We start from the raw sequence: 26,821 nt of genomic DNA on the forward strand, positions 1-26,821 counted from the left end.
CATCCCCCCGATGTCTGACATGCAGTTTCAATTCAACTCCGACAGCTCTGTCATGGGCACCGCAAATGTGGCTGAGCGCATTGAGAGTGCCGTGCGCAAGAAGCTGGCACGGTTCGAAAGTCGGCTGACGCGGCTGGAAGTGCATGTCTCCGATGAGAATGCCCGCAAAGGCGGCGGCGATGACAAGGCCTGCATGATCGAAGCGCGCCCGCGCGGTGGCAAGCCGATTGGCGTGACCGAGCATGCGGCGAAAGTCGATGATGCGGCGCGCAAGGCGGCGAATACCATGGCGCAGCGGCTCGAGCGGATCCTTGGCAAGGAAGGCCGTCACAAGCACGATCCGCGCCCCGATAAAGAGATCTAATCCTCCGCTGCTAAGCGCGGGAGGCTCAGCTGCCGGGTCCGCGTCCACGGCCGACCGGATCGGCATAATTGCCGCTGTCCCTGTCGGTTACGCTTCCGCGACTGCCGCGTCCTTGACCCGCAGGATCGGCGTAGCTCCCGCTATCGCTGTCTGTGACGCCGCCGCGGGTTCCGCGACCTTGGCCAGCGGGATCGGCATATGAGCCACTGTCGCTATCGGTCAGGCCGCTGCGCCCACCGCGGCCCTGACCGACGGGATCGGCATATGATCCGCTGTCACTATCGGTAACGCCGCTACCGCCGCCTCCATAGCCGCCGCGGCCATTACCTGCAGGGTCTGCATAGGAGCCTGAATCGGCATCGGTAATGCCCGAGCGATAACCGCCGCGTCCGCCGCCGACAGGATCTGCGTAGGAGCCGACATCGCTGTCTGTGTAGCCCGTCGTCGTGCAGGCCCCCAGGCCCGAACTCGCGGCGGCTGCCCCTGCGACGCGTGCGATGAATGAACGACGATTGCTGCGAAAAGCGCGTTTCATGACCTTATCCCCCTATTGATGGTCAATATGACAAGTGCAGGTGTCTTACTGTCATGGAAAATCTGAACGCGCGCCGAACGGCGGGAAAGCGGTTATCGCGGTGCTGAAGATTGCACTCCGGCGCGCTCGAGCTCCGGCTCCAGCCTGCCGGTGAGCCAGAGGAAATACATCTTGAAATCCGCCGCCAGGCTCCAGCCCGGATATGTGAAGGTTGCTGGACGGTTCTTCTCGACGGTGAAGTGCGCAAGCCAGGCGAAGAAATATCCCGCAACCGGCATAGAAAGCAGCCACCATAATTGCCCGCTCACAATCGCGTAGATCGCGACAGCGAAGACAAGCGTCGTGCCGAGATAGTGCAGTGCGCGCGTGCGCGGCTTGGCATGCTCTTGCAGGTAATAGGGCCAGAACTCATCGAAACTGGTGAAGCGATTGGTGGTCATGTTCGCCATGCTGCGGCATTCGGCGAGCGCTGGCAAGCCATGCGCAGCCTTCCTCGCTCTCGCTGATCTTGACATGCAGAGCGCTTTATCCCGCCGCCACACCGATTTCGCCAAGCACATCGTCGATCTCTTTTTTCACGCGGAAAAATCCTGCGCGCGCGTGCGGCCATGTGAGGCGCTGCAGGTCGGGCAGTGATTGCTTTACGGAAATGTCGTCTGGCAGAGACTGAAGCTCCGGCCAAAGCGCATCCTTGGTCCATCCGGTTGGTAGGAAGCCGAGTGAGATCTGCGTGACGCCAGTGTCTCGGAGGATTTGATTGAGCTCGCCTTCCTCGCTCCAGCTGCGGCCAGGGCAATCGAAAGCCTGCGCAGCCTCCTCCACGCCGCTCTCCACCGCGCCTTGAGCGAAGCTGCGAGCGTGGTCGCCGATCGGTTCGGGGGAGCGCGCATCTGGCCTCGCAGCGCCGATCACCAATTCGGGGGGATGCGGCAAGTCCAGCGGCACATGATGCGCGGCTTCATCGTGAAGCAGCAATGCATAGCGTTTATCGAGCGGTGAACCCGGCTTCGCATCCGGCAAGTCCAGATCCTGCCGCTTGTGCTCTATCTCCTCCTCAAGCGCTTCGGCTTCGTCTGAAATCCCTTCCGCCGCGAATGGACCATCGGGATGTTCGGACGTATACCTTTCTATATTATCGGCGCGCGCCTGGTAGGTTTTGCCCTTCGTGTGCAGGCCGCCAACCCAGCGCCAGCTGAGCGTATTGGACGCAGCGTCCCCGTCCATCAGGTGACGCAGGAAAAAGTCGGCGCCCAGAACCCAGTCGAGCTTCAGCGTGAAAATCCAGATGCTGGCAAACCACATGCGCGCGTGATTGTGCAAATAGCCTGTTTCAACCAGTTCGCGCGCCCAGTGGTCGAAAGCGGCTATTCCGGTGCGCCCCTCGGTCGCCTCGGCATAGGCTTTTGCGCGGCCCGAATTGTTTGCCAGATCGGCCAAAGCATCGCCGCGCTTTTCGCAAAAGGCGCGCCAGATGGTCGGTCTTTGTTCGAGATAGCCTTTAAAATAGATGCGCCAGAACACCTCGCTAACGAATTTGTCTGCGTTCGAGCGGGAATGGTTTTCTAATGTCCTTTCGAGAACCTCGCGCTCAGCCAAAAGGGCCGCATGCAGCCACGGCGAAAGCTGGGAGACATTCATCCGATCTAGGCCATGATCATGATTGCGGGTGCGCTCATAATACGCGCCGGCATTGGGCAGGAAGGCCTCCAGGCGGGTGAGGCCAGCTTCTCTTGTCGGGGTAAATTGCATGGTGCTTCGAATGCGGCAGCTCGCCTTAAGGTTCCGGCGGATGAAAACCCAACTTGCCGCAATCGGGCGAGGCCTGCTCACTATGCGCCCCGATTCTACCTCTTTTAGGTCATTATTCCGCCACAATTGGAACAAGGGCGCGATTGCGCCGTTGGTGGGGGTGAAGGGCATGGGCGACGCAGGGTCGTCTAAGACTTGGCCCTGCGAATGAAAATCGTCCGTTCTCACAATCCCGAAAGGATTATTTATGAAGAAGCTTACTATTGCACTCGCGTCTGCCGCATCGCTCGCCATCGTCGCATGTGCGGAGCCGGCAGAAGAAGAAAACACCATGGCCGACGAGACGTCGATGGAAGATGATGCGATGGCCAATGAAGGCCCGGGCACGATTGTCGATGTTGCATCGGGCAATGGCGATTTCTCGACCCTCGTTACGGCTGTAACCGCAGCCGAGTTGGGCGAAACGCTGTCGGGCGAAGGTCCGTTCACCGTGTTCGCGCCGACCAACGCCGCATTTGACGCGCTGCCGGACGGCACCGTCGATACGCTGGTGAATGAGGACACCGAAACCCTAAGCTCGATCCTCACCTACCACGTGGTAGAAGGCAATCTGATGGCCGCAGACGTGATGTCGGCGATCGAAGGTGCCGGTGAAGAAGGCTACACTGTCAACACTGTCGGCGGCGGCACGTTCACCGCATCGGTCGTAGATGGCAATGTCGTTCTGACCGACGCAACGGGCGGTACTGCAACTGTGACCGATACTGATATCGAAGCATCGAATGGTGTGATCCACGTGATCGACACTGTCCTGATGCCGCAGTAATGCATCGCGCACACGACTGAAAAAGAGGGCGAGCCATTACGGCTCGCCCTTTTTATTTGTCTGCACAGATCAATCCTCAGTCACAGTCTTTGAGCTGGCTGGCCATCGTGCGCTGAGATGTATAGCTCCAAACCCATGGCTCACACACCCGCTCTCGCCCGAACACTTGGTTTCGCCGGCATCCTGCCGCAGCTTGCCTGCGCGCTGGCGGCGTGGATTGGGCCGGAGGAATGGCTTTGGACTGCGCTGGCAATCGGCTGGGCCTATGCTGCGCTGATTTTCAGTTTTCTGGGAGGCCTCTGGTGGGGCATGGCGGCGGCATCGCCGGATGAAGCGCGCCGCGCGCCCGGATGGCTTTGGGTTGCGGCTGTTATGCCAAGCCTCATCGCGCTGGCGACCTACATACCGTGGGTGGTGGGGGAGACCTGGCCGGGCCCCTCGCTAACCTTCCTCGCCATAGGTATCACGCTGAGCCCGCTGGTGGACCGCCGTCTTGTGACGCTGCGGCCCAGTTGGTGGATGGGACTGCGCGTGCCGCTATCCTTGGGATTGGGTGCAAGCACTTTCGCACTGGCGCTCGCCTCCTGATCAGTCAAAAACCGCGTCAGGCGTTCGCTGCGACCGGCAGTTCTGCCAAGACGACATGCTGTCGGCGCTCTTCCAATTTGGCAGCCGTATCGAGCCCTATGGATGAGGCGAAACTGGTAAAGAGGATGCGTGTGTCGAGATCGGTCGATCGCGGGAGTGACTGGGTGAAAACGGTTGCACTGCCCATCTTCGAAAGCGGAGCCAGAAGCGTTTTCATCGACCAGTCGGGGCATTCGCGCTGAAAGCGCATTTCCTGCCGGACATAGCTGATATTGCTGTGGCGCGGGTCCCTCTCGATCCGCCGCATTGTCGCCAGCACGGCTTCCCCATCGCCTTCAAGCAATTGCATGAAGCTGCGCCCGTTATAGGCGAGCATCCCGGTAATGCCTGCTTGGTGGTTCCTGGCGGCAGAGCGTTCCGCCATGGCTTCTACAGCGGCCATGGGCATCCGCTCCTGGGCGGTGCTCACATAGATCAGCGAAAGCATAGGCACATCCCCTCTGGCCACGTTTCACGCGCGATACATTGGGAACAGAACAATGGCGCATCGGTTTGGTTCCCACTGGAGAAAAGCCATGAAACTGTCCCTCGCCGTCCTGCCCATCGCGCTCACGCTGGCCGCCTGTTCCGGCGGGGATAACGCCAATGTGCCTGGCAATGCCGAAAACACTGAGCCGTATAGCGAAATCGCGGAGGATCAGGTGATCAATTTGATCGGCACGGAGCCGTTCTGGGGCGCGATCATCGATGGCGACGATATGAATTTTAGCACGCTGGAAAATCCCGAAGGCGAAACCATCGCGGTGACGCGCTTTGCCGGCAGGGGAGGCCTTTCATTCAGCGGGGAGCGAGAGGGCGCTTCGGTAGATGTCGCAGTGACGCCGGGTGAATGCAGCGACGGGATGAGCGATCATACCTATCCCTTCACCGCAACGGTCGAAATCGGCGAAGATCAGCTACAGGGTTGCGCCTGGCGCGAAGGTGTCGACGATATCGGTCCGGAAACCGATACCGCCGAAGAATTCACCTGAGCCGATTTCAGATCGAGCGCGCCGGCATCAGTAGACGCCCGGCATCTCGTGTTCGATCACGCTCGTTGGTCGTTCCGGAGCAAGCAGATCGCGGCCCACCGATTGTACTCCTGCAGGTCCACCGGCAATGGCGGTGCAGGATCGACCAGCGAGGAAATCTAGCGCAGTTGCCAGCATTTGCTCATTGGGATCGCCGAAATCGTTGAAGATGTCATCATTCGCACGGCAGGTGACCGGAACGGTATCGGCAAGGCCAGTGTAATAGTCTCCATTGCCGTTGGCGTTCTCCAGTTGGAGCGTCACCACACGCAAGCGATCATCGCATTCGGCCAGATCGAATGCCGACTGCCCCACCGGCTTGCCAAACGTATCCTGCCCTACCATCGCCATATCAGTACCAAGATAGGGCACCATGCCGTTGACCAGGGCTTCACTTGCTGAAGCCGAACCACTCGTGGTGATGAAGGCGATCTTCGTCGGAGCAACCGACCGCGCGTCGGTCTGGAAGCGATAGGTTTCGTTGAGGTTCGCTTTGCTCGGGCGGAAGGCGATCGTTTCGAAGATCTGGCCTTCATTGCCGCGTCCCAGCAGGTCAGCGAAAGCTTCAAGCACATTGATGCCGCCGCCACCATTGTAACGCAGATCGATGACGTATTCAGTGACGCCAGCTGCGCGGAAATCGGCAAAGGCATCCTGCAGATCGCCAATCGCTGGATTGATAAAGCTGGTGAGGCGAACATAGCCGACCTGCTTGCCGCCATCATTGATGATCTGCGCGCCGTAACGCGGCACCGGGTCGAGCGAGAACTCCGCCTTGGTGAGAGTTACGTCGCGGCGGACGCCATCCTGATCGATGACATCGAGAACGCGGGTGACGCCCGGATCCGAAGCGCCAAGTGCATTGATGAAGGCTTGCGGACCGCCTTGGGCCAAAAGACTGTTTGTGGTCACCACATTGCCTGCCGTCGTGCCGACACCGACAATTTCGGTACCGCGTTCGATGTTTCCGGCAAGGGCTGGCGTGTCATCATATGTTTCAATGATGAACACGCGGCGATTGGTTGTGTCGTAAATCAGGCGGAAGCCGAAGCCTGCGCTCGAGCCGCTATTGAAGAAAGCGTTCTCTTCCTCAATCGATGTGATGTAGCTGAAGAAACGATCGCGCGATTGCTCGCGTGCCGGTCGGACCAGCGCGTCGATATAATCCTGCACATCGTTGAAATTGTTACGATTGAGCGAAGTATCGAGCAGGTTGGGGAAAAGATACCATTCATCGAAAACCGCATCGGTGAAGGCAAGTCGTTCGCTAATGCTGCATGCGCTGGCATTTCCGCCGCCGCCGCCGCCTCCCCCTGCGATAGGCGGGGGAGCATCAGAGCCACCTCCGCAAGAAACAAGCATACCTATGCAGGCGAGTGACAGGGCAATCTTCGAAGTGCGCATAATTCTTTTGCTTCCCAAACAGATGGACAGACCCAAAGCGATGGTTGGATTATCCCGGACCGTGTTCGCTGGCAAGATGCGTCAAAGGGCCGGGGCTAAAGACAACTGAGTTCGGTCTGCCAAATCGAACCCTTCGACAAGCTGAACGAGGCTTGCCCTTGCAATGAATGCTGCCAGTCGGCACATCGCGCAGCAAGCAATCAGCCTGCTGATTCATCTGAATATGATGCGAAAGCGAAGGAAGACGAATGTCAGACACTCCCCCCGAATGGCTTGCCAATTCGTTTACATCGCCGCGTTCCGGCCATGGCAAGATCGTTGCCGCAAAGCTCGGCGATGAATCTGTGTTGGGCAAGGGCGGCTTCAGCCTGTCCTCTGCCGCGTTCAGCAACAATGAAGAACTCGATCCCTGTTTCACCGCGGATGAAGAAGACGCGGTCGCTCCGCCGATAGAGTGGACCGCGCCGCCTCCGGGCACGCAGGAGCTGGTGCTGATCGTCGAGGATGCCGATTTCCAGACGGGTGAACCGTTCTGCCATTGGCTGGTCTGGGGCCTTCCCGGACAAAAGGGCCAAATTCTCGAAGGCGAGGCTCCGCCGCGCGTTGGGAAGAATGCTTTCGGCAATTCGGAATGGCTGCTGCCGGATCCGCCTACAGGCGACGAACCGCATGATTACGTCTTCCAGCTTTTCGCTCTAGACTTGCCGCTGACACTGATGCCTGGGGCGAGTCGCGAGGAACTGGTCGCTGCGATGGAAGGCCATGTGATGGGTTTAGCAATCCTTACAGGCACTTATACCCGCGAAGAAGGTGGGGATTACGACTTTGAGGGTGAAGACGAAGAAATTTGAACGATGTAGGCTGCTCGCCAGCTTTTTTGCTTGAAAGGAAATTTGAGAATGGCTGCCAAGAACAACGCACTCAACAAGCCGGTCAATCTGACGCCTGAGCTTGAAGAAGTGGTCGGCAAAGGTCCGATGACCCGCGCTCAGGTCACCAGCAAGGTTTGGGATCACATCAAGGCTAACGACCTGCAGGATTCCAAGGATCGTCGCATGATCAATCCCGATGCCAAGCTCGGCAAGGTGATCGGTAATGACCAAATCAGCATGTTCAAGATGACGGGTGCTGTTTCTAAGCACATGAGCTGAGGCTTACACGTCAGAATTGAGAACAAGCGGGCGGGCTGCGAAAGCGGCTCGCCCGTTTTTCATTCGGCGTCTTTCCGGGCGCGAAATGGCCAGTCGATCGCTCCGCTCACCCACAGCGCCAGCCAGATAATCAGCGGCTGTGCGATCATGCGCGGGATGTGATAGGCAAAGCCCCAGCCGCCATCGGGCCGGGCCATATCCATGAACATGTGATTGATATTCGCTGGCCAGACACACAGCGCATAGAGCGCGAGCCCAAAGCCACCCGCGATACGCAAGCGTGTCAAAAAAGGCTGCAGAAGGGCAAGGGCGCCAGCGATTTCCGCAACACCAGTCCACAGGATCACCGCTTCCCTCTGCGGAACCCAAAACGGGGTGATAAGGAGGAACGGCTGCGGATCGACGATGTGTCGATATCCGGCATATGCGTAGAAAACTGCCAGCAAGATGCGTAGCCCGGCGCGGATCATATCCGGAGTCTCTCCCTCGACCCGCGCTTTGAGCCTAAGAGAATACCGATGCCGAAGATCAATCCCCTTTCATGGGATCATGGCCCCAATTCATGAGCGAATAGCGCCAGTCCGAGTCCTCAATATCGCCATCGGGCCGCTGCGCCGTGTGGCGGTTCACGTAACCGACGACCTTGTTCATATGTTCATACTGGCTGTCGGTAAGTTCATCCTTATTGGTGCGCTTGATTTCGACAATGCGACGGCCCGAGCGGTGCCCGGTGCTTTCGCCATCATCATTGTCGCCAACCGATTTGGACTCCTCGGTCTCCAGCCATTCTTCCAACTCTTTGGGCTGCATGTTCACGGCATCGTAAAAGTCGGAATAGACCTCGTCCTTCTTGTCATCATCCATCAGTCGTCTGCCTTTTCCGGCAGATCGTCATGATCGGTGGATGCCATTTTCTCGAGCTCTTCTTCAGACATGCTGTCATACATGTCCTTGGAGGCACCCTGAAGGTCGGACTCTTTGGTATCGCCGCGCTTGGCAGAAAGGGCGGCACCCGCCGCTTTCTGCTGCGCTTCACTGTAAGCTTTCGGCATCAGTCCTTGTCCCAATCGGACAGTTCGCTGCCGCGCTTCAGCACTTCATCGCCGTCGTCCTGTTTGATCAGATAGGCGGGATTGTCCTCATCACCGTCTTTGGTGACTTCGGTGCCTTGCAGGGTACGAGTGACTTCCCGCTCAAAGCGTTCTTTCACCTGGCCGTGGCCTTCGCCGTTGCCCCAGTTCCATTTCACATATTGATCGGTCTGGTAGCTATTTGAATTGCTCATTGTTCGAGGTTCCTTGTGCGTCCCGTCCCCGATCCCTGAAAGCAATTATTCGGTGGTGTCTGTTCCCACGACATCTCCGTCGGTCGGCGAAACGACAGCATCGTCTGCCAGCGTGTCGTCTTCGTTCGCCACAGGTTCGCCATCGGGGTCGTTTTCATACTCCCCTGTGCCGGACATGGTGATTTCTTCTTCAACATCGCCTTGGGAAAAGGCGCCGAAAATCCAGATTGCCGACATCAGTGCAAGCGCTGCCAGCAGGCTGACGGCGAGAATCCAGCGGAGATGCCCGGTCGATTGCGCAGCCATCGCATCATCGTCCTCAATGTGGATCTCATCGCCCTTCTTGTAACTCATTGTTCTGCCTTCCGTCTCAAATACAGACCCGCAAACGATACGGGCCGCGAGTGCAAAGGTTCCTTATACGCTGCCAAATGCCGCGACGCATCCTTATTCGCGAAGTAATTCGTTAATGCCTGTTTTCGCGCGGGTTTGCGCATCTACTGTCTTCACGATGACGGCGCAGTACAGGCTTGGTCCGGGTGTGCCATCGGGCAATGGCTTGCCGGGAAGCGAGCCGGGCACCACAACGGCATAGGGCGGCACTTCGCCGCGATGGACTTCGCCCGTCGCGCGATCGACGATCTTCGTGGACGCGCCGAGATATACACCCATGGAAAGCACCGCGCCTTCACCCACGCGCACGCCCTCGGCCACTTCTGCACGCGCGCCGATGAAAGCGCCATCGCCGATGATGACGGGCTCGGCCTGCAAGGGTTCGAGCACGCCGCCGATCCCCGCGCCGCCGGAAATGTGCACATTCTTGCCGATCTGCGCACACGAGCCGACAGTTGCCCATGTATCGATCATTGCACCTTCAGCGACATAGGCGCCGATATTGACGAAGCTCGGCATCAGCACGACGCCCGGCGCGATGTAGGAGCCACGCCGCGCGATGGCTCCGGGCACGACGCGGAAGCCCGCATCGCCAAAGCGATCCTTGCCCCAGCCGGCGAATTTGGAGGCGACCTTGTCAAACGCTGCCGTTCCGGCCGAGCCGCCTTCCATCACCCGGTTATCGTTCAGGCGGAAAGACAGCAGGACTGCCTTTTTCAGCCACTGATTGACTTGCCATCCGCCATCATCACGCGGCTGGGCAACGCGCGCTTCACCGCTATCGAGCATTTCGATAGCGCCATCGACTACGCGGCGCACATCCATATCCGCGGGAGTAATTTCGCTGCGCCGTTCCCAGGCCTCTTCAATCGCAGATACCAATTCGGCGCTCATCATGTGTCTCCTTCACTTTACGATGCGGCTAGCTTCTCTGTCATGGATGCACAAGCTTCGGCGAGCAGCTGTGTTCCGGGAGGGGGGACAGGAACGAATTGCGCGCGATGGTTTTCCGAAAAATGGCTGTTAAGACGGGATTAGGCATTCGCTTGATAGCGAGGATGCCGGAAAGGCGGGTGCGAATTGGCGAAAATTGGAATGAAGACCTTCAGGGGGAAACTTGACCGCGGGGCTATTCTCGTTGCCTTCGCGCTTCTTTCAGCCTGCGGCGGCGGTGGTGGCGGTCCCATCATACGCGCGCCTGCTCCAACACCGACACCTACGCCAACCCCTACTCCCACGCCTACGCCTACGCCAACACCGACCCCGACGCCCACGCCAACACCGACCCCGACGCCCACGCCAACCCCCACACCAACGTCTGCGAACTTCCCCGTCGCCCCGGTCGCTCCGGTCTTCAACACGCGGGAGTTTCGAAACTCGGATGGCCCCGGCCAGCATAATGCCGCCAGCGCATGGGCACGCGGCGCAACCGGGGACGGCGTGACAATCGCTGTGGTAGACTCGGGTATCGACCCGGACAGTCCTGAATTTGCAGGCCGGATATCGCCAGCTTCGACTGATATCGTGGCGGATCGGCCGATCGAGGGGCCTGACGATCACGGAACGCTCGTCTCTCTGGTGTCATCCGCCGCGCGGGATAATTCGGGAATTCTCGGAATTGCCTTCGAGTCCACTATCCTTGCCATTCGCGCCGATGCGGTGGGCTCTTGCGAGGCCAATGGTGTCGACGCTGATCTGACGTGCCAATTCTTCGACAGCGATATTGCCGCCTCAATCGATTACGCCGTTGCGAATGATGCCAAGGTGATCAACATCTCACTTGGCGGCGCTGGCGGCATATCGAATAATCTGCGCAATTCCATAACGGCCGCGGTCAATGCAGGCGTGCTGATCGTGGTTGCATCTGGGAATGACGGGCGGGCCGAGCTCGATGGATTTGGCGAACAATTCGCCAATGCCGGAGATGGCGGCGTTCTGATCGTGGGATCGGTCAACGCGGATTACGAGGTTTCCGACTTTAGCAATCGCGCAGGCCAGAACACGCAATTTTATCTCACAGCGCGCGGAGAGCGAATTTGTTGCGTTTACCGCGATGGCGAGATCTTCGTCGATGAAGAAGGTTTCATTTTCCTGTTCGCAGGAACCAGCTTTGCCGCGCCGCAAGTTGCCGGAGCTGCGGCGCTTCTCGCCCAGGCTTTTCCGCACCTGACCGGGCGCGAGATTGCGGAGATCCTGCTCGAAAGCGCATTCGATGCAGGTGAGGCAGGACCCGACGCGCTTTATGGGCAGGGAATCCTCGATATTGCGGCAGCTTTCCAGCCTATCGGGACCACCAGCATTGCTGGTGAGACTGCCGCGCTTGCGCTCGCGGATGGTTCAGGCGTTTCATCGCCCGCAATGGGCGACGCCTTCGCTTCGGCTTCCTTGCCGACCCTCATCACGGACAGATACCAGCGCGCCTTTTCAACCGATCTCGCAGGCACATTGCGCGCGGCAGAACAGCCGCAGCGCCTGCGCGGTGCGCTTGCATCGCAGCAACGCGTAGTGGGTGGCAGCGCCGGGCCGGCCAGCGTTGCTTTCACCATTGATGCGACCCGTCAGGCACCGCCGCGTGCCGAAGCGCTGCGACTGGATGACGAGCAGGCGCAGCAGGCAGAAGTGCTTGCCGCGCGGGTCGCCATGCGAATTGCGCCGCAAACCCAGATCGGTTTGGCCTATCGCCAAGAGGCTGGAGGACTTGTGGCCGGTTTGCAGGGGCAGGATCGCCCCGCTTTCATGATCGCCGGCAATTCGCGCGGTGATGACGGCATGCTGACGCGCAGCGATGCGGCCTTCGCGCTTCGCCAGCAGGTGGGTGGCTGGGGACTGACATTAAGCGCCCAGACCGGCTCGATCTTCACCGCAGCGGCCGTGCGACGCGCGGCAGAATTGCGCGGTCGACGCGCTTCGGAAGATGTGTCGACTTTCGCAATCGCGCTCGATCGCCGCTTTGGCTCCGTAGAGGCTGCGCTGGGCGTGACGATGACGGAGGAGGATCGCACAATCCTGGGCGGCCGCATGCACGAAGGCTTCGGCCTGCAGGGCGCGCGCACCGTATTCGGGGATGTCGATCTCGGCTGGCAGCTGGCTGACCGCTGGCGGCTTGGTGCCGCGTTCAGGCAGGGCGTGACAGAAGCACGCGATGCTCCGCTCGTCGCTGATGGATCACGCCTGCTGAGCAATGCCTGGTCTTTCGACATCGAGAGGACGCAGTTCCTGACAGACGACGACCGGATCGCCTTCCGTTTCTCGCAGCCGCTGCGGGTGGCCGATGGCGGCCTCAATTTGCGCCTGCCCTCCAGCTTCAGCTATGAAACGCTGACGCCTGATTACACCGTCCAAACCCTGCTCCTTTCACCCGAAGGGCGCGAGCTGGTCGGCGAATTGGCGTGGCGCGGAAGGCTATGGGGTGGCTCTGCTGCGGGAAGCCTGTTTTACAGGCACGAGCCCGGCCATTTCGAGACTGCGCCTGCCGATATCGGCGTGGCCGTGCGCTGGAGCCGGGGCTTCTAGCTTCCGCCTGCCATCAGATTGCGCGTGAAATCCACCAGACCCGTCTGGCGCGCGCGCCCCATGCGTTCGGCATTCAGGATCGTTTGCACCTTGGCGAAGCAGTCATCCAGATCATCATTGATCACGACATAATCGTAGCCATCCCAGTGGCTGATTTCGCTGATTGCGCGGGACATGCGATCTCTGATCACATCGTCGCTATCTTTTGCACGGCCTCGCAGGCGCGCTTCCAGTTCCTCGATGCTCGGGGGCAGCAGAAAGACGCGCACAACGTCGGTTTCCATGCGCTGGTAGAGCTGCTGCGTGCCTTGCCAGTCGATATCGAATAGAAAGTCCTGTCCTGCCTTGAGGCCAGCCTTGATCTGCGCCTTGGGTGTTCCGTAGCTATTGCCGAACACGACCGCCCATTCCAGCAATTCGCCGTCCTCCACCATCCGGTCAAACTCGGCTTGGTCGATGAAGTGATAGTGCACCCCGTCCACTTCACCGGGGCGGGGTGGTCGCGTGGTGACGGAGACGCTCATGGCAATCTCGCCATCTTCTTCGAGCAGGCGGCGCGCAACGGTCGACTTTCCCCCGCCCGAAGGGGAGGACAAGATGAACATCAGGCCGCGGCGATGAAGTGATTGCGATTCTGCCATGCACAGCAATTGGCCGAAGGCTGGCGAGCGATCAAGCCTTAGGGATTTCTACGCTCAGGCGCGTTCATCCTCTGCCGCCATGTCGCGGATTGTCCGATTGCCTTGCTTGACGGCTGCGCGGCGGTTTTGGCTGCGATCGAAAAGCGTCTTGGCGAGAAGTCCACTGGCCACCAGAGCTGCGCCCGGGATGGAACGGGTGGCAACTTTCGTGATGGCATAAACGGCAAGGGTGTTGATCGTGGAACGGTTTTCCACCGCATCCTTCGCCAGCTCGCGGCCATATTGCTTACCAAGGATCGCCTTTTCCACCGTCATGCGCGAAACGCGCCCGACGCTGCGCAGGATGACATCGTTGATAAGGATATTGGTGGCGGGATTGGGACTGGGGCCGGGAACCGCAGTGTCGGTCGGGTCAAGAGCCTCCGGCGCGCGCGATGTTTCGTCGAGCGCTATATCGGTGAGGTGATTTTCAGACATTCCTGACACTGGTTGATGCTCCCATTGGCGGAGCAAGCTCTGCCCCTGCGCCTATTTTTTCCGACCGAAGTCGACCGTCACGACATTCGAGCCGTCTTCACTAGAGGAAATGTCCGGCGCGCTGCCTTGTTCCGTATCGCCGCTGCCGTCGTTTTCCGCATCGTCATGTTCCGCAGGCTCCACATCCTCGACAGAGGCTTGGAATTGCAGGCCAAAATCGACCGCTGGATCGACAAAGGCGGTAATGGCGGAAAAGGGGATCGAGAGTTTTGACGGGATCTGGTTGAAGCTCAGCCCGACGGAAAAGCCCGTATCGGTGACATTCAGATCCCAGAACTTGTTCTGCAGCACGATAGTCATTTCATCGGGAAAACGCTCATGCAGGCTGGCGGGAATATCGACACCGGGAGCCGCAGTCTTGAACGTGATATAAAAATGATGCCCGCCGGGCAGCGTGCCGCCCGTTTCTTCGACAGAGCCCAGCACCCGGCCGACCACGGCGCGCAGGGCTTCCTGCACGATTTCATCGTAGGGGATCAAGCTATCGGGCGTATCGTCGCTCATGCAATGATAGGTGGCGGCGGCGAGAGTGCAGGTCAAGCCGCAAATCACCGGCAATCCCCGCCCGCACGGTCCTTTGGCGGCTTGCACGAGCCGTGCATCAGCCTATAGGCTCAGCCCCATGCGCACAGGCAAAATAGAGCGGAATACGAAGGAAACCAAAATCCTGGTCGAGGTAAATCTCGACGGGACGGGGACCTATGACATTTCCACAGGGATCGGCTTTCTCGATCACATGGTCGAGCAATTCAGCCGCCATTCGCTGATCGACGTGACGATGACCGTCGATGGTGACCTGCATATCGACCAGCACCACACGACAGAAGACAGCGCGCTCGCTTTGGGACAGGCGCTGGCAGAGGCTCTGGGCGATAAGGGCGGCATCGGCCGTTATGGTGAGGCGCATTCGCCGATGGACGAAACGCTAAGCCGCGTCGTTGTCGATATTTCCGGCCGCCCGTGGTGCGTGTTCAAGGCGCGCTTCACGCAGGAAAAGCTCGGCGAATGGGATACGGAGCTCATCGAGCACTGGTTTCAGTCGGTCGCACAGACGGCGGGGCTGACGCTGCACATCCAGCAGCTCTACGGTTCAAACAATCACCACATCTGCGAGAGCATTTTCAAAGGCTTTGCCCGCGCCATGCGGCAGGCGGTAGAGCTTGATGCGCGAAAGGGCGACGCGGTGCCGAGTACCAAAGGCCAGTTGGGTGGTTAAGCAAGGCAGAGATTGGTCGCGGATTCCGCGCTTGGCGATCCTCTTCGTGCTGATCGTGACCATCTCGATGAACTTCAGTAAATACTCCGAATCTACGCTGTTCGACCATCTTTCGGGCCTGGCAATCGCACTGGCCATTGGAACAGCGGGGGCTATCTTGATCGGTGGAGCAAAAACACTGCTGGCAAAGTCGCCCAGCAATATAGCGTATCCGTGGGAGACCACGCCGCGCTATCTCGGTGCCATTTCGGTAGTTTTATTGTTATCGGTCCCGATACCGAAGTTGTTTGGAAATGATATTTTACCAATCGTTTTGGCAGCTCTTCCTCTCTACGTAATGGCATGGAAGCAGAGGGAGCTGAATGTCAGAAGCAATCGCCCTGATTGATTACGGTGCAGGCAATCTTCATTCGGTTCACAACGCGCTGAAAGCCGCGGGGGCCGAGCATATTGCCGTTACCGATAATCCCAATCTCGTGCGCGGCGCGAAGCGGATTGTATTGCCGGGCGTCGGTGCTTTCGGCGCTTGCAAGAAGGGTCTCTGGGCGATCCCGGGCATGGTCGAGGCGCTGAACGCACGTGTGATCGAAGACGGGGTCCCTTTCCTCGGCATTTGTGTGGGCATGCAATTGCTTGCGAGCCGCGGATTGGAACACGGCGTGCATGAGGGGCTCGACTGGATACCGGGTGAGGTCAAACTCATCCACCGCACCGACCCGAAGATCAAGGTGCCGCATATGGGGTGGAACGATGTGGTCCATGCCCATCACGGCGATGGCAGCGAGCTGGTGGACGAAGGCGAGGCCTATTTCCTCCACTCCTACCACTTCCAACCCGACAATGGTCGGGACATCGCCGCGATGACAGATCATGGCGGCGGCCTCGTCGCGGCGGTGGCGCGGGACAATATCCTCGGCGTGCAATTTCACCCTGAAAAAAGCCAGCGCTACGGGCTGGACCTGCTCGCCCGCTTCCTGGAGTGGAAACCATGATCATTTTTCCTGCCATCGACCTCAAAGGCGGCGAAGTCGTGCGGCTGGCCGAGGGCGATATGGACCGCGCCACCGTCTATGGTGACAATCCCGCGGCGCAGGCGATGCTGTTCGCACAGTCGGGGGCAGAGCATGTCCATGTCGTCGATCTGGACGGCAGTTTTGCTGGCGAAACCAAGAACCGTGAGGCAGTGGAAGCGATTGTCGAGGCGTTTCCCGGCTATGTGCAGCTGGGCGGCGGCATCCGCGATGCAGCAGGCGTCGAAGGCTGGTTCAACCTCGGCGTGGCGCGCATTGTGATGGGGTCCGCCGCGCTCAAGAATCCCGAATTCGTGAAAGAAATGGCGCGCGAATGGGAAGGCGGCATCGTTGTCGCCGTCGATGCGCGCGATGGCATGGTTGCCACCGAGGGCTGGGCCGAAGTCTCCGACGTCCCGGTCGAAGATATGGCTCGCCGGTTCGAGGACGCAGGCGTTGCCAGCCTTCTGTTCACCGATATCGGGCGCGACGGCCTGCTGAAGGGCTGCAACGTGCAGGCGACGGTCGAACTGGCGCGCAGCGTGGACATCCCGGTGATTGCCAGCGGCGGCGTGAAAGGTCTGGACGACATTCACATGCTCGCGCTGCAGGCGGATCAGGGGATTGAAGGCGTGATTACGGGCCGGGCGCTGTATGAAGGCCGGTTGGACCTCGCGACTGCGATTGCGATGGCGAGCAGGGGATGACCGGTATTGTCCGCCTGATCGGAATTATATTTTTCATCCTGACTTTTCTTGAAGGTGCGACGCTGGGCCATGCGGGTCTGGGCCTCATCAATTGCGTCGTCTTCTCACTGCTCGCGCTTGCGGTCTTGCGTTTTGCGCCCGAGCGCTGGGGTCACGATGGACAGGTCTATGGCATGGCAGGAGCTTTCTTCATTTCGCTCGCGACACCTTTTGTTTTGTATCTGTTTTTCGGTGAACAAGCGGTCAGCGCGCCGCAGCCGGAAATCACGGGAGCTGACACGCAATGACCGTCCGCATCCGGGTCATCCCCTGTCTCGACGTTGCCGATGGGCGCGTCGTGAAGGGTGTCAATTTCGTCGATCTCAAGGACGCTGGCGATCCCGTCGAGCAGGCGCAGGCCTATGACGCGGCAGGGGCGGATGAGCTTTGCTTTCTCGATATTTCGGCCAGCCATGAAGGGCGCGGGACGCTGCTCGATATCGTGCGGCGCACGGCGGAGGTTTGCTTCATGCCGCTTACCGTGGGCGGCGGCGTTGCAAGCGTTGAGGATGCGCGCAGGCTGCTGCTGGCAGGGGCAGACAAGGTCGCGGTGAACTCAGAAGCGGTGAAGCGTCCGGAAATCATGGCTGACATCGCCGATAGGATGGGAAGCCAGTGCGCAGTCGCCTCGGTCGACGCGCGCAAGGTCGCTGAAGGTCGATGGGAAATCTTCACCCATGGCGGCAGGAGAGAAACTGGCATCGATGCGCTGGAGCATGCGGTGACGCTGGCCGAGCTTGGTGCGGGGGAACTGCTCGTCACCAGCATGGATGGCGACGGGACGCAGGCGGGTTACGATCTGGAACTGACCCGCACGATCGCCGATGCCGTCAGCGTGCCGGTTGTGGCGAGCGGCGGCGTCGGCAATTTGCAGCATCTGGTAGACGGCGTGATCGAGGGCGGAGCGAGCGCGGTGCTTGCGGCGAGCATTTTTCACTTCGGGACGCATACCATTGCAGAGGCGCATGCAGCCTTGCGCGCAGCGGGCCTGCCAGCACGAAGCGGCTCATAAGGAGCGCGGCGGCGCGGTCCCGCAACGGGACAGGGCCCGCGCGGCCATTGTGCGCAAAGCGAAAAGCGCAGATTTTGGGCGCCATGCTCACTCGGCTTTCTCTCGCAATTTTCGCGCTCACCGCAAGTGCTCCGGCCTTTGCTGCAGCGCCCGCGCAAATCCCCGAAGGATCAAGCGCCACGCTGTTCGCGCTCGGTGTTCTCGGCGTCATTATCGGCCGGCGCCTGTCGATGCGTAAATCGAATCGCGAAGAGGACTAAAGCGATCGCTGCTTGACGCAGACAAGCGGCCTGCCCATTGCTCCGTCGATGGACACACTCACCAAACTTGAAGCGACAATCGCCGCGAGGCGCAGCGCATCGCCAGACCAAAGCTATGTGGCGAAGCTGAACGCCAAGGGCTTGCCCAAGATCGCAGAGAAAGTTGGCGAAGAAGCGACCGAGACAATCATCGCCGCGCTGACCGGCAGCGATGCCGAACTGACAGGCGAAGCGGCGGATTTGCTGTTCCACCTGCTCGTGCTGCTGTCGGCAAAGGGCGTGCCCCTCTCCGATGTGATGGCCGAGCTGGATCGGCGCGAAGGCGTCTCCGGCCTCGATGAAAAAGCATCGAGACCGGAATCTCCGACCTAACCGTATTTCGCGGCAAAGGCCTCGTCGCTCATTGTGAGATAGATAATGAATTCGACGAAAGCGATTATCGCGGGAATGAAGGTCCAGAAAAACAGCAAGTACAGGATGCCTGCAGCGACCCTGCCCAGATAGAATTTGTGAACCCCGAACCCGCCAAGAAAGAGAGCCAAAATAGCGGCTGCGACCCGGGACTTTTCGCCAACTTGTCCGCTCGCCCCCTGACTAGCACCACATTCTGGGCAGGCTCGTGCAGAGATGTGCAATTTCTTACCACAACCCACGCAGTGTTTCATATCGGCCATCGCCGCTTGACTTGCCATATAAGTAATCCCCCATTCGAATACTTTATATTGGCCACAAATCCTGAGCAGAAACAAGAGAGAATTATGGCAATCGATCCGACCGCGGATTACAATCCGGACAACATTTTCGCGAAAATCCTGCGCGGGGAGATCCCTTGCAACAAAGTCTATGAAGATGAGCACGCGCTCGCCTTTCATGACATCAATCCGCAGGCGGATGTGCACATCCTGGTGATCCCCAAGGGCGAATATGTCAGCTGGGATGATTTCTCGGCCAAGGCATCGGCAGAGGAAATCGCGGGCTTCGTGCGCGCCGTGGGCCATGTCGCGCGGGAGAACGGACTGGTCGTGCGCGGCTATCGGCTGCTCGCCAATATCGGGCGCAATGGCGGTCAGGAAGTCCCACATCTGCACGTCCACCTGTTCGGTGGCGGACCGCTGGGGCCGATGCTGGCGCGGTAATTGCCCACCCCCAACCCCTCCCGCAAGCGGGAGGGGAGCGAGCCGTGCTAAACCGCAGGTGAGGTTTAGGCGCAGCCGGGTGGGCTGCATTGTCACCGCCCGTCCTATTAAAGATTCAATTCGGCGATTACCCCTCTTTTGCTTCGCCGCTCACACTTGTAAGCAGCCGTTCAGATATGGATGAGCAAATACAGCCACCCTCGGGGGTCATCGATGGGTCACGACACCTTTATCCGGTGCGTGTTTTCTTTGAGGATACAGACCTGTCCGGCATCGCTTATCACGCCAATTATCTGAAATGGTGCGAGCGTGCGCGCAGCGACATCCTGCGCCTTCTCGGCATCGATCAGCGTAAAGCGCACGGCGCGGGTGAGGGTTTCTATGCCGTCTCCGAAGCCAACATAAAGTGGCGCCGTCCGGCCATGCTGGACGATGTGCTGAAAGTCGTCACCACCTGCGATGCCGTGCGCGCGGCAAGCTGCAATATGATTCAGAAAATTTACCGCGATGATGAGCTTCTGGCCGAAGTCGACATCGTCGCCGCGTTTCTTTCCAGCGATGGCCGGCCGAAGCGCCAGCCTGCCGAGTGGCGCGAAGCCTTTGAAACCTTTGTCCAGAAAGACACTGAATGAGCCTGCTTGATACTCTCTCCGCCGGAGCCGCCAGCGCGCCTACTCGGCTCGATCCGATCGAGCTTTTCTTGCAAGCGGATATCGTCGTACAGCTGGTGATCGTCGGGCTGGTGCTGGCCTCCATCTGGGTCTGGGCGATCATTTTCGGCTTCAGTATGCGCATGGGCAATACGAAGCGTAAATGCGATGCATTCGAGAAAGGGTTCTGGTCGGACGATGATGTCGATGGCCTGCTCGATACGCGCCGTCAGAATGACAATGCGTCCGCCCGTGTGGCCGCTGCCGGAATCACGGAATTCCGTCGCAGCCACAAGGCCGGCCTGCGAGACAAGGAAGCCGCGCGCAATCGCGTGGCGCAGGCCATGGACGGGCAGGTCGCGCTGGAGGCGGACAAGCTCGCCAATCGCCTAAACTTTCTCGCCACCACAGGTTCGGTCGCGCCGTTCGTGGGCCTGTTCGGCACCGTCTGGGGCATCATGAACAGCTTCTTCCAGATCGGCCTGCAGCAGAATTCCTCGCTCGCCGTGGTGGCTCCGGGCATCGCCGAGGCTCTGTTTGCAACCGCCATCGGCCTGTTCGCCGCTATCCCTGCGGTAATCGCTTACAACCGCCTCTCGAACACCGTGAACGGCTTTGAGGCCCGTCTCACCCGCTTTGCCGACCGTGTCCATGCGCAGGTCAGCCGCGAAATGGAAACCGTCTAAATGGCGATTGGAATGACCGGCGGCAGAAAGGCACGGGGACGCGGTTCACGCCGCGCGCCGATGGCGGAAATCAACGTCACGCCGTTCGTGGACGTGATGCTGGTGCTGCTGATTATCTTCATGGTCACCGCGCCACTGCTCGCCAGCGGTGTGCCCGTCGATTTGCCAGAAAGCCGCGCCAATCCGGTTGATCAGGAGCCTGACCAGGTGACCGTCGCCATCGACAGCGCCGGGTTTGTGTATATCGACGATGTGCAGATCGAACCTGGCGCATTGCCGCAGGCTCTCGACAGCATTGTCGGGCCAGAGGGAGCCGAGCGTCCGCTCGTCAATCTGCGCGCCGATCGCGCTATCGATTGGGGCCGGGCAATGGCGGTGATGGGCGAGCTCAACCGCGCAGGCTTCAACTCGATTTCACTGATTACGACAAGTGGTGCGGCTCCGATTGAGGATACGGCGCCCGCTGACGCTGGCGGCGAGCTTGAGAGCGTGGCGGTAACGCGCGGTTCAGGCGCAGCCGAATAGCCCGAGAGATTATGGCCGCACTCGCCCAATATTCCGCGGAAGAGCGCATCGGCATCGGTGTGGCCGTGGCGGCGCATATCGCGCTGGCGGGCGGGCTGATGTGGATGGCGCAGCAGCGTGACCTTGATATTCCCCCACCGGCAGACCGGGTGGAAGTAAGCCTTGCGACAGAAGTCAGCCTGGAATCCACCGCGCCTGATCCTGCTCTCGAATCTGCTGCGAGCCTCGCGCCCGAAATCGCCGACCTGCCTGAACCAGCGGAGGCGGTCAGCGTGCCACCGCCCGAGCCAAGAGTTGCCCCGACGACTACACCTCGCGTTGCCCCGACAAGCCGTCCGACGACGCGCCCGACACCCGCACCGACGCCCCGCGCGACGGCATCTCAGCGCCCCCGCGGCAGCCGGCTCGATGACAATTTCCTTGCCAATAGCGGCACGGGCGAGGGGAGCCGCGGCGCGCCTGCTGCGAATTTCGGCCCGCAGGAGCGCGCTGCACTGGCTTCCGCGATTACGCGGCAATTGCGTCCGCATTGGAGCGCGCCATCGGGAGTGGACGTGGATCAGCTCGTGACGGTCGTGTCATGGCGTCTCAACCGCGATGGTTCGCTTTCCGGGCGCCCGAGTTGTGTGACGCAGCGTGGCATCAATGACAGCAACCGTCCGCAGGCCTCGCTCCATTGCGAACGCGCTATTCGTGCGGTCCAGCTTGCTGCACCTTTCAACTTGCCAGAGCAGTTCTATAGTCGGTGGGACGATCTGGAATGGGATTTCGACCGGAGATTGTAATGCGTATCTTGAGTTCACTTGCCGTCGCCGCATTGCTGCTGAACGCACCGGCCATTGCGCAGGACGATCTCGATCCGGCGACGATGGCCTCGCAGGATGGCGAGCCTGAAGTCGTGGCTGAGCAGGACGATGGCCCGCTGCGGGGCACGGTGACGGACGATTCCGCATGGCAGGATCTCGGCATCGCCATCGCTGCATTCGCGACCAACCGCGATGTCGATACCCCCGCCAATGCGCAGGGCACGGAGGCGCTCGGCCTCGAACTGGCGCGCGTCGTTTACAACGATCTGCGTTTCAATGGCCTGTTCCGCCCGGTCGGCCCGGACGCTTTGCCGCGCCCCAGCTATGACCAGATTACCGCGCCCGCGTTCGGCACGTGGCAGGGCCGGTCGGCTGAAATGCTGGTGCACGGATTTGTCCGCGCGAATGATGACGGGCGGCTGACAGTCGGATGCTACCTTTATGACGTAGCCTTGCAGACCGAGCTGGTGCGCGAAGGCTGGGTCGTTTCGCCTGCGGAGTGGCGCCGCGCTGCGCATCGCTGCGCCGATCTAGTCTATTCGCGCCTGTCCGGCGAAGACCCGTTCTTCGATAGCCGCATCGCTTACATTGCGGAGACCGGCCCCAAGGATAACCGCGTCAAGCGGCTCGCCATCATGGACAGCGACGGGGCCAACCACCGCTTCATCACCAATGGCCAGTCGACCGCGCTCAGCCCGCGCTACTCGCCCGATTATTCGCGCATCGCCTATCTCAGCTATGTGGACGGCAATCCGCGCATCTATGTCTATGACATCGACAGCGGTCGCCAGCAGCTGGTTACCGAGAGCCCGAACGCGACTTTCGCGCCGCGCTGGAGCCCGGATGGCCGGTATATCCTCTATTCCATGGCGGTTTCCGGCAACACCGACATTTACCGCGTGCGGTCGGACGGTTCAGGTCGCCCGGAGCGGTTGACCTCCGGTCCGGCGATCGAAGTTGGCGGGTCGTACTCGCCCGATGGCAGCCGGATCGTTTTCGAAAGCGACCAGTCGGGCGCGCAGCAATGCTATGTCATGGATGCCGATGGCTCCAACCAGCGCCGTATCAGCTTCTTCGGCGGGCGCTGCGCCACGCCCGAATGGAGCCCGCGCGGAGACCAGATCGCGTTCACGCATATTGCTGGCGATTTCCGAATCGCGGTGATGAACCCGAACGGGCGCAATATGCGCCAGCTTACCAATGCATGGCACGATGAAGGCCCCACCTGGGCGCCCAACGGCCGCATCATCCAGTTCTTCCGGACCGAGCGTAATTCCGGCGATACGAGCATCTGGCAGGTCGACCTGACCGGTGATAACGAACGCCGCCTGCGCACGCCGGTGGGCGCGTCAGACCCGGCCTGGGGACCGGTTTTGCCGTAAATGCGTTATATCCCCATTGGGCCGCGAAAAGAGTCCAATTCATAGGTTCAAGGAGAGCCAAAACATGAATCGCATTGCCATTGCCCTTACTGTTTCCAGCGCGCTTGCGCTTAGTGCTTGTAACCGGCAGCCGCCGGAAGTGACCCCCGATCCTCCGCAGGATGTGGTGGCCAACCCGACCCCGACGCCGACACCCACGCCAATGGGCCCGCAGCCGGGATCGCAGACCCACTTCGCCGATGCGATGATGGGTGCGGACACGATCTATTTCGATACCGACCGGTACAACATCGATAATGAGGACATGGTCGCACTGCGTCGTCAGGCCGAATACCTGCTGCAATACACCAATGCCCGTGCGACCGTTGAGGGCCATGCCGATGAACGCGGCACGCGCGATTACAACCTTGCTCTGGGTGAGCGCCGCGCCAATGCTGCCAAGAACTATCTGGTGAGCCTCGGCGTGCCGGAAGCCCGCCTGACCACAGTCAGCTATGGTGAGGAACGGCCTGTCGCTACCGGTTCGAACGAAACCGCCTGGGCGCGCAATCGCCGTGCCGTTACGGTGATGATTACTCGCTGATCAGCGACATTCAGAATTGATCGGAATTTACCGGTCGAAAACGGGCGAGGCAATTTCGATTGTCGCGCCTGTTTCGTTGGCGGCGACACGCGCATGATCCGAGTAGGAAGGCGTGGCAACCAGCACAAACGCCACCATCGCGAAAAGCGATGCCGTGGCAGAGATGCCCAACTGTTTGCTCACGGTGTCTCCTGCCTTTCGTCGTAAAGATTTGCTGCAATGCAACATATAGCTTGCCATTTGGTTCCGCTCCGCGTCCCCACGGACAAACAGACCGGTTCCCATTCGGCACTTTGCTGGCCTATAGGCATTGCATGCCCATGACTTGGATTATTCGATAATGGTCGGATCGCGTCGGTCGAACGACTGGGGCTTCCCGCGCTGGCGTGGCTATGAGGATAGCCGCGAGGCTGCAACCGTGCGCCTGTGCGACCGGCACGGGTGCGAGGAAAAGGGCGATTGCCCCGCGCCAAAGAGCCCCAACAGCAAGGACCGCTGGTATTTCTGTCAGCGCCACGCAGCAGAATACAATAAGGGCTGGGACTATTTCGAAGGGCTCGACAAGGAAGAGGCCGCTAAGCGCGCCAAGACCGAGCAAACCGAGAACGCCGGCTATGCCGAAGCGCAGCACTACGGCTGGGGCGGCAGCGGTGATGGATCGCGCAGCGCCGATGAAATGCGCGCATTGGAAGTGCTCGAACTGGAAGCGGACGCCGATTTCGATGCGATCAAGCGCGAATGGCGTGCGCGCGCCAAGAAAGTCCACCCCGATGTGAAGCCGGGCGACGAAGCTGCGGCGGAGGAATTTCAGAAGCTGCAGCTGGCCTATGAAGTCTTGAAAGCGGCCGAGGAACGCCGCGAGTGGAAGGGCTGACCACGCTGCGCATTAAGGGCTAATACCGAGCCGGGCGCTCAGCCCAAATTTGCCGCCATCAACATAAGCGATCTCCTGACAAAGGAGCATCAGCAGCATGGGTGTGCACAGTCCGATCATCCGCACTGGGCGTGGCATGCCGCGGGCCGCACCTGCGGTTGCGCGACCGATCGAGAGGTCGCAGCATCTCCTACGACTGGTATTGATTGCCGCGCTGGTATTTGTAGGCTTTGGCCTACTTGCGTCCTTCGGCATTTCTTTAACACGGGAAAGCGGGCGCATTGCGGCAGTCTGGATGCCCAATGCCGCTTTGCTAGTCGTATTGCTGCATAGCCGCGAGCGCGATCTTCCAGTGCTCATGCTGTCGGCTTTTGCGGGTAATATTGCTGCGAACCTCCATGCCGGCGATCCGCTACTATTCGCCGCGGGGCTGGGCCTTGCCAACCAGATCGAGGTGCTGATCGTCCTTTATGGGATGCAGCGTTTTGCTCTGAAGGATCACGATTTCACCGGGGCGCGCGAAATCCTGACCTATACCGGTATCGCCACAGTCGCCGCATCATGCTCCGGCTTGGTAGCAAGCCTGTCCATCGCGCCCAATGGTCTGGCCGCGTTATGGTCCATGTGGATCGTGTGGATGCGGGCCGATGCGCTCGGCCTGCTGCTCATTGTCCCTGCCGGTTGCATCCTGATCGACGCGTGGAAGCGCCGCCACCAATTGACGCGCGCCAAGCTGGGCGAAGCCCTCTTGATTATCGCGTTCGGTACTGCGGTGAGCTTGTACACGTTCTGGCAGACCGATTACCCATTCCTCTTTCTCGATGCGCCTTTGGTGATCCTCTACGCCATGCGTCTCGGCCCGGTCGGGAATTCCATCGCCATCATAAATCTCGCCCTCGTCGCCGTTATCGCGACCAGCCTTGGCCGGGGCCCGATCAATCTCGTCGATGGCACGGTCAGCGAAAAGGCCATGGTGCTTCAGCTCTTCCTGGTCAGCAGTTTCGCCGTCGGATTGCCGATCGCCTCCCTTCTGCGCCATAAAGTCGAGGCGGCAGAGGCGAAGTCCCGTTTTCTCGCCAGCATGAGCCATGAGATCCGCACACCAATGAACGGCGTGATCGGCTTTACCGACCTGCTTTTGCAAACACGGCTCGACCCGCAACAGCGCGAATATGTGGAGCACATCGCCAATTCAGGCGGCAGCATGACGCGGCTGCTCAACGACATTCTCGATTTCGCCAAAATCGAAAGTGGGCAGATGGTTCTGGAAGAGCAGGATTTCGACCTGCACCGCGTGCTGCTGGAGAGCGCTGACATGTTTCGTGGCTCGGCACAGAAAAAAGGCCTAGTCATAACGAGCGATATCGACCCGTCTGTGCCCCGCTTCGTCCATGGCGACCCATTCAGGTTGCGACAGGTGCTTCTCAACCTGATCGGCAATGCAGTGAAATTTACGGATGACGGCGAAGTCGGCTTGCGCGCTCGGACCCTGGGGGAGCAGCTGCATATCGCGGTGAGCGATACCGGCATCGGCGTGCCTGTGGAGCATCTCGACCGGATTTTTGGCCTATTCGAGCAAGCCGATCAGGGCACGGCTCGTCGCTTCGGTGGTTCCGGGCTGGGGCTGGCGATTTCGGCCGATCTTGTGCGGCTGATGGGCGGCGCGATTAGCGTAAAGTCAGGAGTTTCGGTCGGCTCCACTTTCACGATAACCGTCCCGCTTCGGGAGGCCGAGAGGCCGGCGAAGGAATGGCGCGAAAACGATCGAGACCACGTGGATCACGTTCATTCGTCCGCCCCGCCGCGCTTCAACAACAGCGCAGCCGACATCGACCAATGGCCTTCGGCGAGCTCTCAACGCATTCCGAAATCGCGCTAA

The 26,821-nt window shown here is 60.0% G+C and carries 40 protein-coding genes; 24 read left to right on the top strand and 16 right to left on the bottom strand.

Annotated features, from left to right (window positions below):
• Positions 1 to 10 precede the first annotated feature (10 nt).
• Positions 11 to 364, top strand: a complete 354-nt coding sequence (locus I5L03_RS04710; RefSeq protein WP_234035020.1) for an HPF/RaiA family ribosome-associated protein — start codon at positions 11 to 13, stop codon at positions 362 to 364.
• A gap of 25 nt (positions 365 to 389) precedes the next feature.
• Here the strand turns inward: I5L03_RS04710 and I5L03_RS04715 are convergent, their stop codons facing one another.
• The 3 genes from I5L03_RS04715 to I5L03_RS04725 all read right to left on the bottom strand — a co-directional run bounded on the left by I5L03_RS04715 (position 390) and on the right by I5L03_RS04725 (position 2,648).
• Entirely contained in the window at positions 390 to 899 is a 510-nt protein-coding gene (locus I5L03_RS04715; protein ID WP_197920521.1) for a hypothetical protein, read from the bottom strand.
• Between the two features lie 92 nt (positions 900 to 991).
• Positions 992 to 1,339: a DUF962 domain-containing protein gene (locus tag I5L03_RS04720; RefSeq protein WP_197920522.1), complete on the bottom strand. Its 348-nt coding sequence runs from the start codon at positions 1,337 to 1,339 to the stop codon at positions 992 to 994.
• A gap of 85 nt (positions 1,340 to 1,424) precedes the next feature.
• Entirely contained in the window at positions 1,425 to 2,648 is a 1,224-nt protein-coding gene (locus I5L03_RS04725; protein ID WP_197920523.1) for an FAD-binding domain-containing protein, read from the bottom strand.
• A gap of 247 nt (positions 2,649 to 2,895) precedes the next feature.
• Here I5L03_RS04725 and I5L03_RS04730 point away from each other — a divergent pair, with 247 nt between their 5' ends.
• Together I5L03_RS04730 and I5L03_RS04735 are read left to right on the top strand one after the other, a co-directional pair.
• Positions 2,896 to 3,474, top strand: coding sequence for a fasciclin domain-containing protein (locus tag I5L03_RS04730; RefSeq protein WP_197920524.1), 579 nt, complete (start codon positions 2,896 to 2,898; stop codon positions 3,472 to 3,474).
• Between the two features lie 135 nt (positions 3,475 to 3,609).
• Complete coding sequence (locus I5L03_RS04735; protein WP_197920525.1) at positions 3,610 to 4,062, top strand: DUF3429 domain-containing protein; 453 nt, start codon at positions 3,610 to 3,612, stop codon at positions 4,060 to 4,062.
• Between the two features lie 16 nt (positions 4,063 to 4,078).
• On the opposite strand, the gene I5L03_RS04740 is transcribed toward I5L03_RS04735, so the two are convergent.
• Positions 4,079 to 4,549 carry a BLUF domain-containing protein gene (locus I5L03_RS04740; protein WP_267904186.1) on the bottom strand — a complete coding sequence of 157 codons (471 nt, stop codon included), beginning with the start codon at positions 4,547 to 4,549 and terminating at the stop codon, positions 4,079 to 4,081.
• Between the two features lie 88 nt (positions 4,550 to 4,637).
• Here I5L03_RS04740 and I5L03_RS04745 point away from each other — a divergent pair, with 88 nt between their 5' ends.
• Positions 4,638 to 5,093 carry a COG3650 family protein gene (locus I5L03_RS04745; protein WP_197920527.1) on the top strand — a complete coding sequence of 152 codons (456 nt, stop codon included), beginning with the start codon at positions 4,638 to 4,640 and terminating at the stop codon, positions 5,091 to 5,093.
• 27 nt (positions 5,094 to 5,120) lie between these two features.
• Here I5L03_RS04745 and I5L03_RS04750 read toward each other — a convergent pair whose 3' ends face one another.
• The gene (locus I5L03_RS04750) at positions 5,121 to 6,536 is read right to left on the bottom strand and encodes a S41 family peptidase (protein ID WP_197920528.1); all 1,416 of its coding nucleotides are present in this window, start codon (positions 6,534 to 6,536) and stop codon (positions 5,121 to 5,123) included.
• Between the two features lie 248 nt (positions 6,537 to 6,784).
• On the opposite strand from I5L03_RS04750, the gene I5L03_RS04755 reads away from it, so the two are divergent.
• The gene (locus tag I5L03_RS04755; RefSeq protein ID WP_197920529.1) at positions 6,785 to 7,387 is read left to right on the top strand and encodes a YbhB/YbcL family Raf kinase inhibitor-like protein; all 603 of its coding nucleotides are present in this window, start codon (positions 6,785 to 6,787) and stop codon (positions 7,385 to 7,387) included.
• Between the two features lie 48 nt (positions 7,388 to 7,435).
• A complete protein-coding gene (locus tag I5L03_RS04760) occupies positions 7,436 to 7,687 on the top strand; it encodes an SWIB/MDM2 domain-containing protein (RefSeq protein WP_197920530.1) in 252 nt (83 codons plus the stop codon).
• 59 nt (positions 7,688 to 7,746) lie between these two features.
• Here the strand turns inward: I5L03_RS04760 and I5L03_RS04765 are convergent, their stop codons facing one another.
• From I5L03_RS04765 to dapD, 6 genes are all read right to left on the bottom strand, one after another.
• Entirely contained in the window at positions 7,747 to 8,157 is a 411-nt protein-coding gene (locus I5L03_RS04765; protein WP_197920531.1) for a DoxX family protein, read from the bottom strand.
• 58 nt (positions 8,158 to 8,215) lie between these two features.
• On the bottom strand, positions 8,216 to 8,551 hold the full coding sequence (locus I5L03_RS04770; RefSeq protein WP_197920532.1) for a DUF3140 domain-containing protein: 336 nt from the start codon (positions 8,549 to 8,551) through the stop codon (positions 8,216 to 8,218).
• Positions 8,551 to 8,739, bottom strand: a complete 189-nt coding sequence (locus I5L03_RS04775; RefSeq protein ID WP_197920533.1) for a DUF3008 family protein — start codon at positions 8,737 to 8,739, stop codon at positions 8,551 to 8,553. Before I5L03_RS04775 ends, I5L03_RS04770 begins: the two co-directional genes overlap by 1 nt.
• Entirely contained in the window at positions 8,739 to 8,972 is a 234-nt protein-coding gene (locus I5L03_RS04780; RefSeq protein ID WP_067786423.1) for a hypervirulence associated TUDOR domain-containing protein, read from the bottom strand. The genes I5L03_RS04775 and I5L03_RS04780 overlap by 1 nt, the downstream gene beginning before the upstream one ends.
• Positions 8,973 to 9,017: 45 nt before the next feature.
• On the bottom strand, positions 9,018 to 9,326 hold the full coding sequence (locus I5L03_RS04785; RefSeq protein WP_197920534.1) for a hypothetical protein: 309 nt from the start codon (positions 9,324 to 9,326) through the stop codon (positions 9,018 to 9,020).
• 93 nt (positions 9,327 to 9,419) lie between these two features.
• On the bottom strand, positions 9,420 to 10,259 hold the full coding sequence (dapD, locus tag I5L03_RS04790; protein ID WP_197920740.1) for a 2,3,4,5-tetrahydropyridine-2,6-dicarboxylate N-succinyltransferase: 840 nt from the start codon (positions 10,257 to 10,259) through the stop codon (positions 9,420 to 9,422).
• A gap of 546 nt (positions 10,260 to 10,805) precedes the next feature.
• Between dapD and I5L03_RS04795 the strand changes: the two genes are divergently transcribed.
• Positions 10,806 to 12,878: a S8 family peptidase gene (locus I5L03_RS04795; protein ID WP_325100087.1), complete on the top strand. Its 2,073-nt coding sequence runs from the start codon at positions 10,806 to 10,808 to the stop codon at positions 12,876 to 12,878.
• On the opposite strand, the gene gmk is transcribed toward I5L03_RS04795, so the two are convergent.
• From gmk to I5L03_RS04810, 3 genes are read right to left on the bottom strand one after another with little or no spacing between them, the layout of a single operon-like run.
• On the bottom strand, positions 12,875 to 13,519 hold the full coding sequence (gene gmk, locus I5L03_RS04800) for a guanylate kinase (protein WP_197920536.1): 645 nt from the start codon (positions 13,517 to 13,519) through the stop codon (positions 12,875 to 12,877). The two genes, I5L03_RS04795 and gmk, sit on opposite strands and share 4 nt — an antisense overlap.
• A gap of 54 nt (positions 13,520 to 13,573) precedes the next feature.
• On the bottom strand, positions 13,574 to 13,996 hold the full coding sequence (locus I5L03_RS04805; RefSeq protein ID WP_197920537.1) for a hypothetical protein: 423 nt from the start codon (positions 13,994 to 13,996) through the stop codon (positions 13,574 to 13,576).
• Positions 13,997 to 14,047: 51 nt separating this feature from the next.
• Positions 14,048 to 14,560 carry an SspB family protein gene (locus I5L03_RS04810; RefSeq protein WP_197920538.1) on the bottom strand — a complete coding sequence of 171 codons (513 nt, stop codon included), beginning with the start codon at positions 14,558 to 14,560 and terminating at the stop codon, positions 14,048 to 14,050.
• Between the two features lie 118 nt (positions 14,561 to 14,678).
• Here I5L03_RS04810 and hisB point away from each other — a divergent pair, with 118 nt between their 5' ends.
• The 8 genes from hisB (at position 14,679) to I5L03_RS04850 (ending at position 18,672) form a co-directional block, all read left to right on the top strand.
• Positions 14,679 to 15,272: an imidazoleglycerol-phosphate dehydratase HisB gene (hisB, locus tag I5L03_RS04815; protein WP_197920539.1), complete on the top strand. Its 594-nt coding sequence runs from the start codon at positions 14,679 to 14,681 to the stop codon at positions 15,270 to 15,272.
• Positions 15,265 to 15,660, top strand: coding sequence for a hypothetical protein (locus tag I5L03_RS04820; protein WP_197920540.1), 396 nt, complete (start codon positions 15,265 to 15,267; stop codon positions 15,658 to 15,660). Before hisB ends, I5L03_RS04820 begins: the two co-directional genes overlap by 8 nt.
• Positions 15,635 to 16,264 (top strand): imidazole glycerol phosphate synthase subunit HisH, encoded by a 630-nt coding sequence (gene hisH, locus I5L03_RS04825; RefSeq protein WP_197920541.1) that lies wholly within the window; start codon positions 15,635 to 15,637, stop codon positions 16,262 to 16,264. The genes I5L03_RS04820 and hisH overlap by 26 nt, the downstream gene beginning before the upstream one ends.
• On the top strand, positions 16,261 to 16,989 hold the full coding sequence (gene hisA / locus I5L03_RS04830; protein ID WP_197920542.1) for a 1-(5-phosphoribosyl)-5-[(5-phosphoribosylamino)methylideneamino]imidazole-4-carboxamide isomerase: 729 nt from the start codon (positions 16,261 to 16,263) through the stop codon (positions 16,987 to 16,989). Before hisH ends, hisA begins: the two co-directional genes overlap by 4 nt.
• Positions 16,986 to 17,276: a hypothetical protein gene (locus tag I5L03_RS04835; RefSeq protein WP_197920543.1), complete on the top strand. Its 291-nt coding sequence runs from the start codon at positions 16,986 to 16,988 to the stop codon at positions 17,274 to 17,276. The genes hisA and I5L03_RS04835 overlap by 4 nt, the downstream gene beginning before the upstream one ends.
• Complete coding sequence (gene hisF, locus I5L03_RS04840) at positions 17,273 to 18,040, top strand: imidazole glycerol phosphate synthase subunit HisF (RefSeq protein WP_197920544.1); 768 nt, start codon at positions 17,273 to 17,275, stop codon at positions 18,038 to 18,040. The genes I5L03_RS04835 and hisF overlap by 4 nt, the downstream gene beginning before the upstream one ends.
• A gap of 83 nt (positions 18,041 to 18,123) precedes the next feature.
• Positions 18,124 to 18,300 carry a PEP-CTERM sorting domain-containing protein gene (locus I5L03_RS04845; protein ID WP_197920545.1) on the top strand — a complete coding sequence of 59 codons (177 nt, stop codon included), beginning with the start codon at positions 18,124 to 18,126 and terminating at the stop codon, positions 18,298 to 18,300.
• A gap of 48 nt (positions 18,301 to 18,348) precedes the next feature.
• Complete coding sequence (locus I5L03_RS04850) at positions 18,349 to 18,672, top strand: phosphoribosyl-ATP diphosphatase (protein ID WP_197920546.1); 324 nt, start codon at positions 18,349 to 18,351, stop codon at positions 18,670 to 18,672.
• Here I5L03_RS04850 and I5L03_RS13525 read toward each other — a convergent pair.
• Entirely contained in the window at positions 18,669 to 18,992 is a 324-nt protein-coding gene (locus I5L03_RS13525) for an NINE protein (protein ID WP_267904187.1), read from the bottom strand. The two genes, I5L03_RS04850 and I5L03_RS13525, sit on opposite strands and share 4 nt — an antisense overlap.
• A 66-nt stretch (positions 18,993 to 19,058) precedes the next feature.
• On the opposite strand from I5L03_RS13525, the gene I5L03_RS04860 reads away from it, so the two are divergent.
• The 7 genes from I5L03_RS04860 (at position 19,059) to pal (ending at position 24,068) form a co-directional block, all read left to right on the top strand.
• On the top strand, positions 19,059 to 19,436 hold the full coding sequence (locus I5L03_RS04860) for a histidine triad nucleotide-binding protein (protein ID WP_197920547.1): 378 nt from the start codon (positions 19,059 to 19,061) through the stop codon (positions 19,434 to 19,436).
• A gap of 236 nt (positions 19,437 to 19,672) precedes the next feature.
• On the top strand, positions 19,673 to 20,068 hold the full coding sequence (locus tag I5L03_RS04865; protein ID WP_325100088.1) for a YbgC/FadM family acyl-CoA thioesterase: 396 nt from the start codon (positions 19,673 to 19,675) through the stop codon (positions 20,066 to 20,068).
• Complete coding sequence (gene tolQ, locus I5L03_RS04870) at positions 20,065 to 20,772, top strand: protein TolQ (RefSeq protein WP_197920549.1); 708 nt, start codon at positions 20,065 to 20,067, stop codon at positions 20,770 to 20,772. Before I5L03_RS04865 ends, tolQ begins: the two co-directional genes overlap by 4 nt.
• Before the next feature lie 12 nt (positions 20,773 to 20,784).
• Positions 20,785 to 21,297, top strand: coding sequence for an ExbD/TolR family protein (locus I5L03_RS04875; protein ID WP_407647596.1), 513 nt, complete (start codon positions 20,785 to 20,787; stop codon positions 21,295 to 21,297).
• Positions 21,298 to 21,308: 11 nt separating this feature from the next.
• Positions 21,309 to 22,082 carry an energy transducer TonB gene (locus tag I5L03_RS04880; protein ID WP_197920551.1) on the top strand — a complete coding sequence of 258 codons (774 nt, stop codon included), beginning with the start codon at positions 21,309 to 21,311 and terminating at the stop codon, positions 22,080 to 22,082.
• Positions 22,082 to 23,485 (top strand): Tol-Pal system beta propeller repeat protein TolB, encoded by a 1,404-nt coding sequence (gene tolB / locus I5L03_RS04885; protein WP_197920552.1) that lies wholly within the window; start codon positions 22,082 to 22,084, stop codon positions 23,483 to 23,485. Before I5L03_RS04880 ends, tolB begins: the two co-directional genes overlap by 1 nt.
• A gap of 64 nt (positions 23,486 to 23,549) precedes the next feature.
• The gene (gene pal / locus I5L03_RS04890; protein WP_197920553.1) at positions 23,550 to 24,068 is read left to right on the top strand and encodes a peptidoglycan-associated lipoprotein Pal; all 519 of its coding nucleotides are present in this window, start codon (positions 23,550 to 23,552) and stop codon (positions 24,066 to 24,068) included.
• Positions 24,069 to 24,095: 27 nt separating this feature from the next.
• Here pal and I5L03_RS04895 read toward each other — a convergent pair whose 3' ends face one another.
• A complete protein-coding gene (locus tag I5L03_RS04895) occupies positions 24,096 to 24,251 on the bottom strand; it encodes a hypothetical protein (protein ID WP_197920554.1) in 156 nt (51 codons plus the stop codon).
• A 157-nt stretch (positions 24,252 to 24,408) separates the two neighbouring features.
• Here I5L03_RS04895 and I5L03_RS04900 point away from each other — a divergent pair, with 157 nt between their 5' ends.
• On the top strand, positions 24,409 to 24,942 hold the full coding sequence (locus I5L03_RS04900) for a J domain-containing protein (protein WP_197920742.1): 534 nt from the start codon (positions 24,409 to 24,411) through the stop codon (positions 24,940 to 24,942).
• A 97-nt stretch (positions 24,943 to 25,039) separates the two neighbouring features.
• Positions 25,040 to 26,821 carry an MASE1 domain-containing protein gene (locus I5L03_RS04905; RefSeq protein WP_197920555.1) on the top strand — a complete coding sequence of 594 codons (1,782 nt, stop codon included), beginning with the start codon at positions 25,040 to 25,042 and terminating at the stop codon, positions 26,819 to 26,821.

Source organism: Aurantiacibacter sediminis, from assembly GCF_016019885.1.
Taxonomy (GTDB): Bacteria; Pseudomonadota; Alphaproteobacteria; order Sphingomonadales; family Sphingomonadaceae; genus Alteraurantiacibacter; species Alteraurantiacibacter sediminis.